The organism is Roseateles sp. Mitsp63, assembly GCF_059491535.1.
On the sequence record NZ_CP168509.1, the window covers coordinates 646890 to 664616 of the forward strand.

General features: G+C 68.9%; 13 protein-coding genes. 1 reads left to right on the forward strand and 12 read right to left on the reverse strand.

Annotated elements, in window-relative coordinates:
* Positions 1-49 precede the first annotated feature (49 nt).
* Together ACEN96_RS02800 and recQ are read right to left on the reverse strand one after the other, a co-directional pair.
* Positions 50-5710 (reverse strand): two-partner secretion domain-containing protein, encoded by a 5661-nt coding sequence (locus tag ACEN96_RS02800; protein WP_495586531.1) that lies wholly within the window; start codon positions 5708-5710, stop codon positions 50-52.
* 118 nt (positions 5711-5828) lie between these two features.
* Entirely contained in the window at positions 5829-7697 is a 1869-nt protein-coding gene (gene recQ / locus ACEN96_RS02805; protein WP_495586532.1) for a DNA helicase RecQ, read from the reverse strand.
* A gap of 303 nt (positions 7698-8000) precedes the next feature.
* On the opposite strand from recQ, the gene ssb reads away from it, so the two are divergent.
* Entirely contained in the window at positions 8001-8540 is a 540-nt protein-coding gene (gene ssb, locus ACEN96_RS02810) for a single-stranded DNA-binding protein (RefSeq protein ID WP_495586533.1), read from the forward strand.
* Between the two features lie 80 nt (positions 8541-8620).
* On the opposite strand, the gene ACEN96_RS02815 is transcribed toward ssb, so the two are convergent.
* From ACEN96_RS02815 to ACEN96_RS02860, 10 genes are all read right to left on the reverse strand, one after another.
* The gene (locus tag ACEN96_RS02815) at positions 8621-8794 is read right to left on the reverse strand and encodes a hypothetical protein (protein WP_495586534.1); all 174 of its coding nucleotides are present in this window, start codon (positions 8792-8794) and stop codon (positions 8621-8623) included.
* Positions 8791-10416, reverse strand: coding sequence for an anti-phage dCTP deaminase (locus ACEN96_RS02820; protein WP_495586535.1), 1626 nt, complete (start codon positions 10414-10416; stop codon positions 8791-8793). Before ACEN96_RS02820 ends, ACEN96_RS02815 begins: the two co-directional genes overlap by 4 nt.
* Positions 10417-10835: 419 nt before the next feature.
* Positions 10836-11312, reverse strand: a complete 477-nt coding sequence (locus ACEN96_RS02825) for a RidA family protein (protein WP_495586536.1) — start codon at positions 11310-11312, stop codon at positions 10836-10838.
* 285 nt (positions 11313-11597) lie between these two features.
* Entirely contained in the window at positions 11598-12284 is a 687-nt protein-coding gene (locus tag ACEN96_RS02830) for a YoaK family protein (protein WP_495586537.1), read from the reverse strand.
* Positions 12281-12733, reverse strand: a complete 453-nt coding sequence (locus ACEN96_RS02835; RefSeq protein ID WP_495586538.1) for a DoxX family protein — start codon at positions 12731-12733, stop codon at positions 12281-12283. The genes ACEN96_RS02830 and ACEN96_RS02835 overlap by 4 nt, the downstream gene beginning before the upstream one ends.
* A 1-nt stretch (position 12734) precedes the next feature.
* Positions 12735-14633, reverse strand: a complete 1899-nt coding sequence (locus tag ACEN96_RS02840) for an amidohydrolase (RefSeq protein WP_495586539.1) — start codon at positions 14631-14633, stop codon at positions 12735-12737.
* On the reverse strand, positions 14626-14931 hold the full coding sequence (locus ACEN96_RS02845; RefSeq protein ID WP_495586540.1) for a XapX domain-containing protein: 306 nt from the start codon (positions 14929-14931) through the stop codon (positions 14626-14628). Before ACEN96_RS02845 ends, ACEN96_RS02840 begins: the two co-directional genes overlap by 8 nt.
* Positions 14932-14950: 19 nt before the next feature.
* Positions 14951-15604, reverse strand: coding sequence for a hydrolase (locus tag ACEN96_RS02850; RefSeq protein ID WP_495586541.1), 654 nt, complete (start codon positions 15602-15604; stop codon positions 14951-14953).
* A 77-nt stretch (positions 15605-15681) separates the two neighbouring features.
* Entirely contained in the window at positions 15682-16656 is a 975-nt protein-coding gene (locus ACEN96_RS02855; RefSeq protein WP_495586542.1) for an alpha/beta fold hydrolase, read from the reverse strand.
* Positions 16657-16971: 315 nt separating this feature from the next.
* Positions 16972-17604, reverse strand: coding sequence for a response regulator (locus tag ACEN96_RS02860; RefSeq protein WP_495586543.1), 633 nt, complete (start codon positions 17602-17604; stop codon positions 16972-16974).
* Positions 17605-17727: the final 123 nt, after the last annotated feature.

Here is a 17727-nt window from a genome sequence, read left to right on the forward strand (position 1 = left end):
CCGCGTGGGCAGCGATTCATGAGGTGGGTGATCGCGAGGTCCCTGGACTTTAGCGTCCCTCGTCGGCCGTCCAGACCGCGGAACCGAAGGCCGCCGCTTCCGTCCACCAGCGGCGGGTATCGGTCCTGCTGAGCGGGGCGTCATTGGAGGACGCCGAGCGGAAGACCGCGGCGAGCGAGGCCAGGTATCTGACGGCAAGTTCCTCGGAGCCGGTCGCGAGTCCACCCGGACTGGCCCCGAGCACCGTCAGCACGCCAGACGCGTATTGGATGGCGTAGTTGCGGCTGCTCAGGCCGGTGGCGAGCACGTCATAGCGCCCGGGCGGGGAAGCGGCCGTTGCCTCGGTGAGGAAGCGCAGCGTGCCCAGCAGGTCGCTGCCCGAGGTCGCCGATTGACCGGGAGCGAAGCCCGAATAGCTCGCCTGGAAGGCGGGATTGAGCTGCCCGATCAGACGTGCCGCGTCGCTCACGGTGACGAGCAGGGGCGCCGGCGTGATGGTGTAGCTGTGTCCCGGCGCGAGCGTCACCGCATAGCCGAGCCGGTCGGCGAGCGTGCCCGGCTGGATCGCGAGGCGGCCGGCGTCCTCGCCGGCGGCGCGCGTCAATGCGCCGGTGAAGATCATCGCGGCGGTGTCGCCGTTGCGTTGGCCCGCGACCGTCCAGGCGATGCCGGGGTGAGTGAATCCGCCGTCGTAGACCTTGGTGTTGGCGGCGTCGGTGGGCGTGACCGTCAGCGTCGGCCGCTCGCGGTAGAGGACATAGGTCGTGCCGTCGCCGACGCCAGCGGCGTCTGGAGCGTCTCCCGCCTGGCGGCCATAGCGGAAGTTGCCGCTGCCGGCGGCGGCCCGCTCGGTGAGGGTGCCCCCCAGGACGGTTGCGTCGATGCTGCCGGAATGGACGGTGAGCAGGCGTCCTGGGTCGAGCGACAAGGCGGCGGTGCTGATCACGTCGCCGCCGGTGGCATCGCCGCGAGCGCGCGACGCGCCGGCGGACAGCGTCAGGTCTCCTCCCGTGATGCGCCACGCACCGCTGGCGGTCAGATCGCCGGAGGTGGTGGTCAAGGAGGCGGGGCCCGCGCTGGACAGGCGGGTGATGGACATGGCCTGGCCGTTGAGCAGGGCCACGCCGGTGGCATCGTCGATCCGCAGCGTGGAGAAAGCATTCCGGGGATCCTGAAGCTGGATCGACCCGCCGCCCAGCGTGGCCGTGCCCGCGACGGAGATCACACCGGACTGGGTGAGCGCAGGTGCCGTGACGGTCAGATCGCCACTGAGCAGGGAGGCGCCAAGGACCAAGGGCTGGCCGGAGACGATCGTCGCGTCGCGACCGGTCGAGCTGACCGCGCCGCTGAAAGCATTGCCGCTATTGGTCAGCGTGATGGCCGACGAGCCGCTGCTGAGCGCGGTTGCCCCGGCGATCGAGAGCGCACTGCTCTGGGAAATGCCCGCCCCCGTGGCGGTCAACGCGCCGCTCAGCGTCGACGGACCAATGATCAGTGGACCGCTGGTGCCGATCGACGCGTCACCGCTTGTGAGGCTCACTGCGCCGCCGAAGGCGTTGCTGCTGTTGGTCAGCGTGACTGGTGACGAGCCGCTGTTGAGCGTGGTCGTGCCTGCAACCGAGAGGGCGCCGCTCTGGGAAATGCCCGCCCCCGTGGCGGTCAACGCGCCGCTCAGCGTCGACGGACCAATGATCAGTGGACCGCTGGTGCCGATCGTTGCGTCGCTGCTGACGAGACTCACCGCGCCGCCGAAGGCGTTGCTGCCGTTGGCCAGCGTGACGGCCGACGATCCGCTGTTCAGCGTGGTCGTTCCAGCAACGGAGAGGACACCGCTTTGCGCGATGCCAGCCGCCGTGGCGCTCAACGCGCCGCTCAGGGTCGAGGCGCCAAAGGTCAGCGGGCCGCCAGCGCTGATCGTCGCGTTGCCGCCCGTGATGCTCACGGCACCGCCGAAGACGTTGCTACTGTTGGCCAGCGTGACGGCCGACGATCCGCTGTTCAGCGTGGTCGTTCCAGCAACGGAGAGGACACCGCTTTGCGCGATGCCAGCCGCCGTGGCGCTCAACGCGCCGCTCAGGGTCGATGCGCCAAAGGTCAGCGGACCGCTGGCGTTGATCGTCGCGTTGCCGCTCGTGAGACCGACGGCGCCGCCGAAGGTGTTGCTGCCGTTGGCCAGCGTGATCGCGGAGGTTCCGCTGTTGAGCGTGGTCGCGCCAGCGACAGAAAGGGCACCGCTTTGGGAAATGCCAGCCGCCGTGGCGCTCAGCGTGCCGCTCAGTGTCGAGGCGCCAAAGGTCAGCGGGCCGCCAGTGCTGATCGTCGCGTTGCTGCCCGTGATGCTCACGGCACCGCCGAAGACGTCGCTACTGTTGGCCAGCGTGACGCCCGACGATCCGCTGTTCAGCATGGTCGTTCCAGCAACGGAGAGGACACCGCTTTGCGCGATGCCAGCCGCCGTGGCACTCAACGCGCCGCTCAGGGTCGATGCGCCAAAGGTCAGCGGGCCGCTGGCGTTGATCGTCGCGTTGCCACCGATGACGCTGACCGCGCCGCCGAAGGCGTTGCCGCTGTCGGCCAGCGTGACGGCGGATGTCCCGCTGTTGAGCGACGTCGCCCCCCCGATCGAGAGCGCACCGCTCTGGGCGATACCCGGCGCATTCGCCGTCAGGCTGCCCGTCAGTGTCGACGCCCCCAGCGTCAACGCCGCCCCGGCCCCCAGCGAAGCCGAACCGCCGGTCAGACTCACCGCGCCGCCGAAGCTGTTGCCGGCGTTGGCCAGCGTGATCGCCGAACTGCCCGCGTTGAACACCGAGGCTCCGGAAACCGTCACCGCGCCGCTTTGCGCCAGCCCCGGCGCGGTGACGGTCAGCGTGCCCGCCACCGTCGATGATCCCAGCGTCAGCGCCGTCGTGTTGAACAGCGTGGTGCTCGCGGCCGTCACGGAGACCGGGCCCGAGAACGCATTGCCGCCGTTGGTCAGACTCACCGTGTTGCCGGCGCCGCTGGCCTGGATGGAGGTGCTCCCGCCAATCTGGAAATAGCCGCCGAAGCTCGTGTCGTCCGCCACCATGCCGGCCGCCGACACGAGGCTCAGACCGGCGGGCACGATCAGCCCGCCCTTGTTCCAGAACGACCGCCGCCCGGCCGCGAGACTCTCCGCATTGATCTGCAGCGGCGCCAGGGTCGTCACCGTGAGGGTCGCGCCGCCGCCGCCGATATAGAAGCCGGTGTATCCGCTGACCGCGTCGAGCGCGTTGGCGGTGATGCCGATCGTCGTCGATGCCGGCGCGCTCAGGCGCACGGCGGCACTGCCGGTGCCCCACACGCCGTCGCCGCCGGCATTGCTCCCCGAGATGCCGAGCGCGCCGCTGGTGGCCGTCAGGTTGACCTTGCCGTCGAGCTTCACCGCCGCGTTGCCGTTGCTGGTGCTGCTCGCGCCGCCGACCGTGCCGTTCGTCCCGTTGATCGTCACCGAGCCGCCGGTCACGCCAACCGCGTTGCTGCTGCTGCCGATCAGCGCGACGGTCGACTGCTGATTGCGATAGGTGCTCGCCGCTGGATTGGTCGCGGTCCCCGTGATCGTCACCGCGCCGGTGGTCGACAGCGTGTCCAGCGCGCCGAGCGTGACGCCGCTCCCGGACCAGGTGGCCGTGTTCCCGGTCGCCGTCCCGGTCAGCGTGATGGCGCCGCCGGCCGAGCTCGTCAGCGAGTTGCCGCCGTTGAGATAGACACCGATGTTGTTGGTGGAGAACAGCAGCGCGCCATTGGCATTCGTGCCGGTGACCGTCGCGATGCCGCCGCTCGTGCCGGACACCGAGATCGATCCCGACGCGGTGCTCAAGGTGTTCGATCGCAGCCAGACGCCCTGGCTGTTCCCGTTCGCGCGCGTGGTGCCCGTGAGGGAGATGGCGCCCGTGCCGGTGGTGGTCCAGACACTGTTGCTCAAGTCGATCGCGGGCAGCGTGGCCGAGGATGCGCCGTTGGCCGTGACCGTGATGCTGCCGCCGTTCGCGTTGATATCGAGGAAGCGCAGGCTGATGGCGCTGGTGTTCGAGGCGGACGTCGCCGCCGCCGCGCTCATCGACACGTTGAGCGCGCCGCTGCTGCTGGAGATCGTGCGGTGCGCGCCGGCGCTCGCGTTGGTGGTGATGCGGCCATCCGCGACCAGGCTCAGCGTGGCGGCCGCTCCCGCGGTTTTCGAGATGCTGCCGTTGATGGCGATATTGCCTTCCTGCGCGCCCGCGCCGACGGTGCGGATCGTGACGTTGCCGCCGCCATTGAGGATGCCCTGGATGTTGCTGATGTTGACCAGCGACCCACTCGCGGTGGGCGTCCACACGCCGCCCGAGAAACCGCCGCCGGTCTGCGAGCCCGTGGAGATGGTGACGTTGTACGGATCGAGCAGCCACAGGCCGCCGCCGCCCGCGACGTCGACGTCGATGCCGCGCGTGTCCAGCGCATGGCCGGAGGTCTCGATGCGGCCGCCGCCCCCGCCCGCGGGGCCGCCGGACGTCTTCAAGCGGCCGTGCACGTTCGCCGCGTCGGTGCCCCAGACGATGATCTCGCCACCCGGACCGCGGGCAGTGGCGCTCGCGTCCACGGCCGCGGTGGGCGCCACGAAGGCCGCGGAGGCGTTCGGCGCCGGGCCCGCGCCCTGGAAGTTGCCGCCGACGAGCACCTGGCCGCCGCCCGCCGTGCCGCTCGCGTCGACCCGCGCGCCGTCGAAGAGCCCCACCTTGTCCCCCAGCACCCGCACGGTGCCGCCGATGCCGCCCGCCTCCGGCGCGCTGGCATCGAGCCGGCCGTCCACCCGCACGACCCCGGCCGCCGGATCGCCGATCAGTTCGATGGTCCCGCGATCGTTGCGGACCGACCGGGCCTGCACGACCCCGGACGAATTGACGACCGCATCGGCCAGTTGATCCCGTCCGCGCGCCGTCAGCGTCACGCGGCCGCCGTCCGCCACGATCAATCCACCGTTGCCGGCCAGCGCCTGCGCCGCCCCGCGGGTGATCGTGTATCCCAGCGGACTGCCGTCCGCCATCGTCAGCGACACGCTCGAGGCCCCCGCGAGCAGGACGCTGCCGCCGGGCGCGCTCAGGGTGCCGGTGTTCTCGACGCCCGCGGCGATCAGCGCCAGCCTGCCGCCGGGCGCCGTCTGGATCGTCCCTTGATTGACGACGCGGGCGGCGCTGTCCCCCGAGAGATCGAAGCGGCCTGCCGCGAAGTCGGCGTTGCCCAGGCTCAAGGTGCTGGCGACGAGGCTGCCCGCGTCCACCCGCGCGCCTCGCCCGAACAGCACGCCATTGGGATTGAGGAGGAACACGCTGCCATTGGCGCTCAGCTCGCCCAGGATGACGCTGGACTCACGGCCGGTGACGCGGTTCAGCGCGATGGCGCCGGACCCGGGTTGCACGAAGCGGACGGACTCGCCGGCGCCGACGCTGAAGGCGGTCCAGTCGATCGCCATCCGGTTCGATCCCTGCGTGATCGTGGTGGCGCCGCCGTTCTGGACGATACGCCCGGCGCCGGATGTCACGATGCCGCCGGTTGGCTCGGCGCAGGTCAGTCCGGCGCAGAGCGAGGCCGCCGCCCAGGCCATCGGGCGGATCGCCGCCGCGGGCCGGAATGCCGCGTGCCACGGCGGCCGGCGCAGTTGCTGGCGGGCTCCAGGTGCCTGGGTGCAATGGGCGGAGATGCGCGAGGCCATGGCTGCTCCCTGTGAAGGTGAGTCGCGACAACTTCAACTTAGCACGCGAGGCGCCTGGCCGTCTCAACCTTCCTCGCACCCCGGCGAGGAACCCCTTGCTTCGGGGACAGGCCGGGGGTCAGTCCTCGCCCAGGACGCGCAGCAGGGCTTCCCCGTAGGCCTCGAGCTTCTTCGCGCCGATGCCGCTGATGCCGGACATCTCGTCGAGCGAGCGCGGCTGCGCGCGCGCCAGCTCCGCGAGCGTGACGTTCTGGAAGATCACATAGGCGGGCAGGCCGTGCTCCCGCGCCACGTCCGCGCGCCAGGCCTTGAGCGCGTCGAAGCGCGCCTGCGCCGCCGCGTCCAGATCCGCCTCGGCCTCCGAGCGCCGCGATCCCGAGGCCGAGCCGCGGCTGGACTTGCCGCGCCTGGCCGGCGTCGCCGGCTGGCGCAGCAGCATCCGCACCTCGCCGCGCAGCACCGCCTTGGCGCCGGCGCCCAGCGACAGCGTGTTGTACTCGCCCTCGGTCACCGCGTACCCGAGCGCGATCAGCTGGCGGATCACCGCGCGCCACTGCTGCTCGCTCAGCGCGGCGCCGACGCCCCAGGTGCTCAGCGACTGATGGCGGTACTGGTTGACCTTGTCGGTCTCCTTGCCGCGCAGCACGTCGATCAGATGGCCCGAGCCGAAGCCGAAGCCGGCGGCCTGATGGAAGCGGTAGATGCACGACAGCGCCATCCGCGCCGCCTCGGTCGCATCCCAGGTCGCGGGCGGCTGCAGGCAGTTGTCGCAGTTGCCGCAAGGCTCGCTGTGCTCGCCGAAGTAGGCGAGCAGCCGCACGCGCCGGCAGTCGATGGCCTCGGCCAGCGCCAGCAGCGCATCGAGCTTGCCGCGCTGCACCTGCTTGAACTCCTCGGTCGACGGGCTCTCGTCGATCATGCGGCGCTGCTGCACGACGTCGGCCAGGCCGTAGGCCATCCAGGCCTGCGCGGGCTCGCCGTCGCGGCCGGCGCGGCCGGTCTCCTGGTAGTAGCCCTCGATGTTCTTGGGCAGGTCCAGGTGGGCGACGAAGCGCACGTCGGGCTTGTCGATGCCCATGCCGAAGGCGATGGTCGCGACCATCACGATGCCGTCCTCGCGCAGGAAGCGGTCCTGATGGCGCCTGCGCTGCTCCTGCTCCATGCCGGCGTGGTACGGCAGCGCGTTGATGCCCTTGGACTTCAGCCAGTCGGCGGTCTCGTCGACCTTCTTGCGGCTCTGGCAGTAGACGACGCCGGCCTCGTCCTCGTGCTCGTCCTGGATGAAGCGCAGCAGCTGTTCGCGCGGGCTGTCCTTCTCGACGATCAGGTAGCGGATGTTGGGCCGGTCGAACGAGGCGACGAAGACCTCGGCCGAGCCGAGCTGCAGCCGCTCGATGATGTCGGCGCGGGTGATGTCGTCGGCGGTGGCGGTCAGCGCGATGCGCGGGATGTCGGGGAAGCGCTCGTGCAGCAGGCTCAGCGACAGGTACTCGCTGCGGAAGTCGTGGCCCCACTGGCTGACGCAGTGCGCCTCGTCGATCGCGAACAGCGCGAGCAGGCCGCGCTCGTACAGCGACTGCATCTGCGCGATGAAGCGCGCGGTGTTGACGCGCTCCGGCGCGGCGTAGAGCAGCGTCAGGCGGCCGGCGAGCATCTCGCGCTCGATGCGCTGGGTTTCCTCCAGGGTCTGCGTGGAGTTGAGGAAGGCGGCTTCGACGCCGGCCTCCTCCAGCGCGCCGACCTGGTCGTGCATCAGGGCGATGAGGGGACTGACGACCACGGTGACGCCATGGCCGGCGCGCTGGCGGGCGATGGCGGGGATCTGGTAGCAGAGCGACTTGCCGCCGCCGGTGGGCATGAGGACCAGCGCGTCGCCGCCGGCGGTCACGTGGTCGACGATCGCGGCCTGCTGGCCGCGAAAGGCGCTGTAACCGAACACCTCTTGCAGGATGTCGAGCGGCACGGGGTGATGGTTGGGCGAACTCATGGAGCCCGCGATTGTCCCGCACATCGGCGGGACCGCCGCTCACCCCCGCGGTTCATCCCGAGGGCGCCGGCGCCGGGCGGCGACGAATCCGGCTGAGGATGCCCACCGGGTTCGGTGAGGCGCCGGCTCATTTCCGCCATCCGATCAGCGTTTGCCGGGGATCGCCGCAGAAAAGGGCTGGCGGCATAATCCGCCCGCTGCGCCGCGGGTTTGCGGGTTCGCCTCAGGCGGAATTCCGGGCGATTGGCGGCGCGAAGTTTCCCATTCCGAACATTCAACGATACGCAAGCGAAGGCACCCCTCATGGCCTCGGTCAACAAAGTCATCATCCTCGGCAATCTGGGCCGTGATCCGGAACTGCGCTACACGCCGAGCGGCAGCGCGGTGTGCAACGTGAGCATCGCGACGACGCGCAACTGGAAGAGCCGCGAAGGCGGGGAGCGCCAGGAAGAGACCGAATGGCACCGCGTGGTGTTCTATGACCGCCTGGCCGAGATCGCTGGCGAGTACCTGAAGAAGGGCCGTCCGGTGTACGTCGAGGGCCGCCTGAAGACCCGCAAGTGGCAGGACAAGGAAGGCAAGGACAACTACACCACCGAGATCATTGCGGAGCAGATGCAGCTGCTGGGCGGCCGCGAAGGCGGCGGCGATGACATGGGTGGCGGCGGTGGCGGCTACAGCCGCGAGCGCTCGGCGGAGCGCAGCGGCGGCAGCGGCCGCGACAGCGGTGATTTCGACGCGCCGCGCGCGCCGGCTCCGCGTGCTCCGGCGCCTCGCGCCCCGGCCCCCGCGCCGAAGCCGGCGACCGGCTTCGATGACATGGATGACGACATCCCGTTCTAAGTCCTCACTTCGCAGAAGAAACCGAAAAGGCCCGCAGGAGACGATCCTGCGGGCCTTTGCTTTTCCCCCCGAGGGCGCAATCAAGAGTCCTTCGTGGGCTTCTTCTCAGAAGCAGATACGGCATTCGACGCGCGCGAGGAAGGGAACGTGAGCGTGGCAACCCGCGCCGCCTCCTTCATCGATTGGCGCAATTCCTGCGCCTCCTTCTTGGCTGCAGCGATTTGTCCCATGAATGAGGTCTGCTGATGACTCATGGCTGGCTCCTGTCTGTCGCTGTGAGAAACGGAGCAATCGCATCGATGGCGAATGCTTCTGCGTAGGTGTAGGTGAAGACGAAGCGTTTGATCCGGGGCGTGGCGGACTGCTCATCCAACGGGCGAATCTTACCGGCGTCGGTTTTGCGCCCGCCTTGCACCTCGAAGAAGTCCAGGTATCGGCGAGGCGCAACACCCACGAACGCGCGGAAGTTCGTCCGGGTAGGAGAAGGTTCCGAGGGCTCAACGCTGATGGAATCGCTAAAGAGTTCCTGAGCCCGGCTCTTTTCATACGGTTCGATGAATACGACCTCACGGATGCCCGAAGCCACGATATGCCTGGCGCAGATGTGGCAAGGGAAGGTGGTGCAGAAAAGACGGCTGTCCTGCAGGCGAGCACCCGCCCGGGCAGCCTGAGAGATGGCCGCCATTTCCGCGTGCACGGCGCGGCCGAACTCGATGACGTCGAACACCTGGGAATCTTTGAGATAGGCGTCGTTGTCAAACAACGCCTCATCTGAGAGTTCCGCACTGGACTTGAGCATCGCCTCCTCCGTCAGGAGGTGTTGGCCCTTCAGGCGATCAAAGAAATCTTTGACGATCTCTCGCTTCACCGCGACGTTCGAATCGAGTCCGCGTTCGTGGTCGCGTTCCACGAACTCGTCTTCGGCCCAATAGAGGCCGCCGCCGAATTTCGGAACCTCATTGCAGCCGGTCGTGAGCAGATCGCCGTCATCGGAAACGATCGCGGCCCCCACCTGCCTCGAGAGATCCAGGGAACGGAGCGCGGCAGCCTTGGCGAAGAACATGGCCTGTTCATCGCGGGTGGGAGAGATGTATGGATTTCCAAAGGTCAGATGGGCCAAACGCTTCAGATTGCGCTCAAGTTCTGGTCGGGACTCGCTGGTGACGAAGAAGTCCGCAAGAGGAAAGGTCTTCCCGACCCTTTGCCCCAGCTTCCTTCCTTCTTCGTTGTGATCAATCGAGATCAACTCCGCGGCGTACTCGTCCGCGCGTGACTTGTCGCTGGAAAGCGTGGAAGCAATGGCCTTCCTTAGAAAGTGGGTCCGCCATGTGCGAGACGCATAAACGGAAATCAGGGTGAAGGCCTTGCCATAGACCTGCCGGAACAGCTCGACCTCTTCCGGACGTTTGAATGAGCGTACGAGATAAGCCGTCAGCCGCGCGGGCTTGCGAACTCGCCCGGAGCGTTCAACGCGCGCGCGGCGAATGTCGGCGATCGCAAGCCGGGAAACGATGTCCGCCTGCCCTGTGTCTTCTCGGAGCGCCGTCCCTCGCTCCATGAGCGTCTTGATCCGCTCGTAGGCATTCTCAAAAGTTTCGGATGCGCCGGTGAACGTTGTGATCAGACTGCTGAGTCGAATTTCTTCGCAGTCGTACTGCAGCGACTTCAGCTGAAGTCGAAGTACGTCGCAGACCTTATCCAGGTCGATGCCCGTGGGGCCTACAAATCCGAAGACAAGCTCGATGTGTGCTGGATCGGATGCATCGGTGTGTTCGACGTCATCGTCTTCCGGTTGGCTCTCGTCGGCCATGGCCTCCCCCTTCCGCAGCTCAATCCCCTTCCTGGGATCGGCGGCATGTTGTGCGGTGTCCTGCATCCAGTGTCCTTGCTACGGGTTGCCACAGGACTCGTGGTAACCCTTGGACATGATGTCCAGAGCTGAGGCCTGACAGGCTCTCGATTCTTCAGAGACATTGCGCGGGACACGATAGCGTTGAATGAGTGTCTCTGTCCCGATTCCGGTAGGCGAAGGCTGCCAAACGACATGGATGACTGGAAGCTGCTGCTGAGGCGGCCGGCTGGGAATCGCGCTTGCCCGATAAGCGCTGCCTCCCGCCCCTGCAACGAAGACGACGGATGTCAGGTCGTCGAGGCGGCTGTAATCGGACGTGCACTTTCCATCCGTTCGTGCACGGGACAAACCGACGTCGGCGCGGAGCCTCCGCAAATGCCGATCAGCAACACGACGACGCGGCGCGGCGGGAGGCGCCCCCTTCGAGAGCGCGCCTCGAACGCTCAGGATTGGACAGCGACGGTCAGATCCAATTCCACGCTGGCGTTCTTCGGCAGCGCATAGACCCCGACCGAGGTCCGCGCATGCGTGCCCGCCGGGCCGAGGATCTGCACGAGCAACTCCGACGCGCCGTCGGCCACTTCGCTGATCTGGGTGAAGTGCTCGCCGCATTGCGTGTAGACGTTCAGCCGCAGCACCTGCTTCACCGCGTCGAGCGATCCGAGCGAGCGCTGCAACAGCACCAGCGCCCGCATCACGCAGATCTTCGCGGCCTCCTGCGCGCGAGGCAGGTCCACGTCGATGCCCACGCGGCCGGTGACCACCACCGTGTCCTTCACGCGCGGCACCTGGCCGCTGACGTGGATCGTGTGGCCGTCGCGGATCAGCGGCTGATAGTTGCCGCCGGACTTGATCTCGCCGTCGAAGGAATGGCCCAGCTGTCGGGTAGCTCGGTCCAGCAGTTCATCTCTACTCGTCATGCTTTCGTTCTCGCGGTTGGTCGGAGGTCCTGAATCCTCGCTGATGACGAGAAGACTTCGCTCCAGAGACCTTGAAAGTCGAGCAGTGCCGCCGTTGCGCTTCAACCAAGGGATGCTTCGCCGGCGGCGCGCTGGGCATCGTCGGAGGCTCCATCGCGGCAGCCTCCTGGGCGTTGCTCCAATCGACGCTCGAAGCGCGCATGGAGGCGAGAAAGCTCCGGCAGGTTGCGCGGCCGGCGGTCGCCTACCTCTCCCGAGTGGGCGACCTGCATTGATGCCAGAAGGTCAGCCCTTCTGATCCGGCCTCACATCCATCGCGACCAAACCGGCCAGCATCACCAGCGGCAACCCCAGCGCCCAGAACTTCCACCCGGCATACGCGAACGCGCCCCCGAGCGCGCCCGCGGCGAAGGCCACCACCGGCCAGATGAAGCGCTTCAACCGGTCCCGCACCTCCGGTGCGGCCGCGCCGCGCAGCAGGTCCACGCCGTCGATCACCACCTGCGTGACATTGCCGGTCATCACCGTCGTCGGCGTCAGCGCCGGCCAGGCCAGCCGGCCCGCCGCGTTCTGCACGCCCATCGCCGCCGTCATGAACAGCCCCGTGGCCATCGCCCACGGCGCGTCCGGCGCCAGCGCCGCGCCCGCCGGCACGCTGCACGCCAGCGCCACCACCAGGAACGCCGCCTGCATCACCAGCAAGGGCCGGCTCGCCACCGTCTTCGTGCGCTCGCAGCGCAAGGCCACCATCCGCGCCAGCGCCACCGCCGCCACGAAGGTCGGGAACACCAGCAGCTTCAGCAGCACGCTGTTCGCGCTCGAGCGGCTCAGCTCCGCGCCGATCAGCACGAAGTTGCCCGTCACGTGCGCCGTGAACAGCCCGAACAGCGCCACGAAACCCACCGTGTCCACATAGCCGCCGATGAAGCCCAAGGCCAGGCTCGCCAGCAGCAATCGCTTCGCCCCCGTCATGCCGCCCCCTTGCGCTCGATCACCGCGATCCGCGCCGCCATCGCCAGCGCGCAGATCAGGCCCAGATGCTCGAAGAACGCGTTCTTGGCCATGAAGCGCGCCTGCCCGCTCAGGTCCCAGAAGTTGTTGGCGACCAGCATCGCCACCAGCGTCAGCACGCCCAGCGCGCCCGCCGCCAGCCACACCCAGCGGTTGGCGATCAGCAGCAGCGACGCGATCAGCTCCACCGCGATCACCACCACCGCCCACATCGCCGCCGGCTGCAGGCCGAAGTGCGCCTGCTCGGCGACCGCGCCGGGGAAGTCCATCAGCTTGTCGATGCCGCCGATCAGGTAGGCCGAGGCCAGTCCCACGCGCAGCAGCACCGCGAGCGAGGGCCATTGCAGGATCGCCTCCACCCTGCGCGGCGCGGCGGGCGGGGTGAGCCGGGTCGGTCGGAGTGCGCTCATGTCACACCGCCCAGCAGGCGCAACCCAGCGCGCCCCAGAAACTGCGCAGGTCCGAGGCCGGCACCTCCGACGCCCATGCGTTCGCGTGCGCATGGCCGTGCACGCCGCAGGCCGTGTCGCAGCACGCGGCGCGCTGCATCGCCGCCTGCAGCGGCTTGCCCTCCGCGCCCCAGGCGCCGTAGCCGCCGTAGCGCCGCACCGGCGACCAGTCCGGCATCGCCGGCGGCGGCGCCGATTCGTCCAGATCGGCGAACTCGCCCGCGCCCCACACGACCTTGCCGCCCACCATCGTCAGCAGCGCGCCGGTGTCGGCGATGTCCGACTCGGCGCAGCCGAAGAAATCGCGGTCCGGCACGATCAGGTCGGCCAGCTGTCCCGCCGCGATCTGGCCCTTGTTGCCCTGCTCGTTCGAGAACCAGGTGACGTTCTCGGTCCACATGCGCAGCGCCGCCTCGCGGTCCAGGCAGTGGCGCTGCGGCGTGATCTGCAGCCCGCCGACGGTGCGGCCGGTGATCATCCACGACAGCGACACCCACGGGTTGTACGAGGCGACCCGCGTCGCGTCCGTGCCCGCCGACACCTTCATGCCCCGGCGCAGCATCTCCGCCACCGGCGGCGTCGCCTCGGCGGCGCGCGCGCCGTAGCGCTCGACGAAGTACTCGCCCTGGTAGGCCATGCGGTGCTGCACCGCCACGCCGCCGCCCAGCGCCGCGATGCGGTCCATCGAGCGCTGCGAGATGGTCTCCGCGTGATCGAAGAACCAGTTCAAGCCGTCGATCGGCGTGTCGCGATGGACCTTCTCGAACACGTCCAGCGCGCGCGAGATCGTCTCGTCGTAGGTCGCATGCATGCGCCACGGCCAGCGGTTCTGCACCAGGATGCGCACCACCTCCTCGAGCTCGCCCTCCATCTGCGCGGGCATGTCGGGCCGCGGCTGGCGGAAGTCCTCGAAGTCCGCGGCCGAGAACACCAGCATCTCGCCCGCGCCGTTGTGGCGGAAGTAGTCGTCGCCCTGCTTGTAGGTGACCGACTTCGCCCAGTTGAGGAAGTCCTCCTTCTCCTGCCCCGCCTTCTGGGTGAACAGGTTGTAGGCCAGGCGGATCGTCAGCTGCCCGGCGTCGGACAGCTGCTGGATGACCTGGTAATCCTCGGGATAGTTCTGGAAGCCGCCGCCCGCGTCGATCGCGCCGGTCACGCCCAGCCGGTTGAGCTCGCGCATGAAGTGGCGCGTGCTGTTGAGCTGGTACTCCGGCGGCAGCTTCGGCCCCTTGGCCAGCGTCGCGTACAGGATGGACGCGTTGGGCTTGGCCAGCAGCAGGCCGGTCGGATTGCCCGCGCCGTCGCGCAGGATCTGGCCGCCGGGCGGCTCGGGCGTCTCGCGCGTGTAGCCCACGGCGCGCAGCGCCGCGCCGTTCAGCAGCGCGCGATCGTACAGGTGCAGGATGAAGACCGGCGTGTCCGGCGCAACGGCATTGAGCTCGTCGATGGTCGGCAGCCGCTTCTCGGCGAACTGGTGCTCGGTGAAGCCGCCCACCACGCGCACCCATTGCGGCGCCGGCGTGATCGCGACCTGCGCCTTGAGCATCGCCATCGCGTCGGCCAGGCTGCGCACGCCGTCCCAGCGCAGCTCCATGTTGAAGTTCAGTCCGCCACGGATGATGTGGAGGTGGTTGTCGATCAGGCCCGGCAGCACGCCGCGGCCCTTCAGGTCGATGCGGCGCGTGCCGGGGCCGGCCAGCGCCAGGATCTCCTGGTTGCCGCCGACGCCCTGGAAGCGCCCGCCGCGGATGGCGACCGCCTGCGCCGTCGGCCGCGCGCGGTCCAGCGTCGTGAATCGGCCGTTGAACAGCACCAGATCGGGCGTGGCCGCCGCGGCGGCCGTCGAATGGGAATCAGACATCTTGCGTCTCCGCGTTGCCGGCCTTGCTGGCCTTGCTGGACATGGCGCCGGTCACCGGCTTGTCGCAGCCCGGCATGCGTCCGAACATGTGCGGACGCACCTTCTGGTCGATCCAGCTCACCTGGGCAGTGTCGCGGTGCATCCACTGGCGCACCAGCCCCGGGATCTGCTCCCCGGCGAGGATCCCCAGCAGGCCCACCAGCGCGATCACCGGCGGCGCCGGCGACCTCACGTTGAGCACGCCGTAGATCACGCCGACGAGCAGGCCGACGGCGGCCGACAGGACATAGGCATTCATGATGGCCGCCTTTGCGCGATCAGCCCTCGTGGGCGTTGAACATCGACTTGGCGTAGTTGATGCCGATGCCGTACGAGCCGCCCACCTTCTTCGCGATGCCGGTGGTCATGTCGTAGGTGCCGGTGCGGGCCCAGTCGCGCTGCAGCTCCAGCAGGTACTGCAGCGAGGTCATCGGCTGCGCGCCCGCCTGCACCATGCGCTCGACCGCGCGGTTGTGCGCCTCCAGCGAGACGTCGCCGCAGGCGTCGGTGATCACGTAGACCTCGAAGCCCTGGTCCAGCGCCGACAGCGCCGGGCCGACGATGCAGACGCTGGTCCACAGCCCGGCCAGCACGATGCGGTCCTTGCCGATGCGGTTGACCTCCTCGATCACCGCCGCGTCCTCCCAGGTGTTCATCGAGGTGCGGTCCAGCATCTTCTGGCCGGGGAAGGGCGCGGTGACCTCGTCGAACATCGGGCCGGAGAAGCTCTTCTCGGCGACCGTGGTCAGGATGGTCGGCACGCCGAAGCCGGCGGCCGCCTGCGCCACCAGCGAGGCGTTGGTGCGCAGGTTGTTGGCGTCGATCGAGTGCGTGGCGAAGGCCATCTGCGACTGGAAATCGATCATGACCAGCGTGTGGTCGGCGGGGTTCAGCAACTTGGCGCCGGGAACGGCCTTGGCGAGCTTGCTCATGGGAATCTCCTGAAAGACATGGGGGGCCGGCGGGTGGCCGGCCCCGAACGAAACGGGGTGAAGGCGGGCGCGGCCGGTCAGGCCTTGGCGAAGGCCAGCAGGTCGGCGTTGAGCTGGTCCTTGGCGGTGGCGGCCAGGCCGTGGCTGCCGCCCTTGTAGACCTTCAGCGTGGCCTTGGGCGCCAGCTTCACCGAGAGCTCGGCGGAGTTGCCGATCGGAACGATCTGGTCGTCGTCGCCGTGGATGATCAGCGCCGGGACGGTGATCTTCTTCAGGTCCTCGGTGAAGTCGGTCTCGGAGAACTGCTTGATGCAGTCGAACTGCGCCTTCAGCGAGCCCTGCATGCCCTGCAGCCAGAAGCTGTCGCGCATGCCCTGCGAGACCTGCGCGCCCGCACGGTTGGCGCCGAAGAACGGCGTGGTCAGGTCCTTGTAGAACTGCGAGCGGTCCTTCTGCACGCCGGCGCGGATGCCGTCGAAGACGTCCTTGGGCAGGCCGTTCGGATAGGCGGCGGACTTCATCATCGTCGGCGGCACGGCGCCGACCAGCACGACCTTGGCGACGCGCTTGGTGCCGTGGCGGCCGACGTAGCGGGCGACCTCGCCGCCGCCGGTGGAGTGGCCCACCAGCATCGCGTTCTTCACGTCGAGCTTGTCGAGCACGGCCGCCAGGTCGTCGGCGTAGGTGTCCATGTCGTTGCCGTTCCAGGGCTGGCTGGAGCGGCCATGGCCGCGGCGGTCATGGGCGATGACGCGGAAGCCGTTCTGGCCGAGGAAGAGCATCTGGTCTTCCCAGGCATCGCTGCTCAGCGGCCAGCCATGCGAGAAGACGACGGGTTGGCCGGTGCCCCAGTCCTTGTAGAAGATCTGGGTACCGTCCTTGGTGGTGATGTAGCTCATGGGGGCTCCTGGCAGGGGGTGTTGAGGATGGGAGGAAGCGGCCGCGGCCGTGTCGGCCAGCGCGAGCGGCAGCGCCGCGGCGAGCGCGAGCTGGCCGCCCAGCGCGAGCACGTCGCGGCGGGTCGGATCCGGGGGGATCGAAGGGGTCGTCATCGAGGGTCTCCGAGGGATGAGTCATCCTAGGAAGCCGCCGTCCGGAAAGACAGCCGCCGATGGCGCAGCGGGACCTCTCCCGTCGGAGGCAGCAGCGCTGTGGCAAGAGCCCTTGCGCAAGAACTCCCTCGCCCCCCGCGAGGGGGGAGAGGGCAGGGGAGAGGGGGGGCTTCGAAGGGCAGCAGCGCTGTGGCACGAGCCCCCTCTCCCCTCCCTCTCCCCGCTGGGGCGAGGGGGTAAGAAGGAGCGGGCGCTGCTGGCAAGAACTCCCTCGCCCCAGCGGGAGAGGGGATGACTGCCGGCGCCTGGGGAAGCTCAGAGCCGCAGCAGCCCGCGCTTGAGCGCGAGCACGACCGCATGCGTGCGGTCGCGCGCGTCGAGCTTGGCCAGGATCATCTTGACCCGCGCCTTGATCGTGTCCTCGGACAGCGACAGCGCGCCGCCGATCTCGCGGTTGCTCAGGCCCTGCGCGATGTGCTCGAGCACGTCGATCTCGCGGCCGGAGAGCTGCTCCTGGCCGGCATGGGCGGCGATCTCCTGGGCGACCTCGTTGGGGATCCAGCGCTGGCCGCGGTGCACGGCGCGGATGGCGTCGAGCAGCTCGGCGCGCAGCTGCGTCTTGAGCAGGTAGCCGACCGCGCCGAGCTTGAGCGCCTGCCGGGCCTGCGCATCGGCCTTGAAGGTGGTCAGCACGATCACGCGCGCGCCAGGGCTGAGCGTCCGCACCCGCGCCAGCGCCTCCAGTCCGTCCATGCCCGGCATCTGGATGTCCATCAGCGTCACGTCGGGCCGCAGCCGCTCGAAGGCCTGCAGGCCCTGCCAGCCGTTCTCGGCCTGGCCCACCGGCGCCATGTCGGGTTCCTCGTCCAGCACCGCGGCGATGCCCTCCCGCATCAGCGGGTGGTCGTCGACCGTCAGGACGCGGATGGGATCGGGCATGGGCACCATGGCGAGGATCATAGGCGCGCCCCCCGCGGGAGCGCCCCGTTCCGAGGGGCCGATACCCTTTCGGGTAGCCGGTATCGACTCGACCGGGGCTATCGTGGCACCCGCCCGCTTCCGATGATCGGC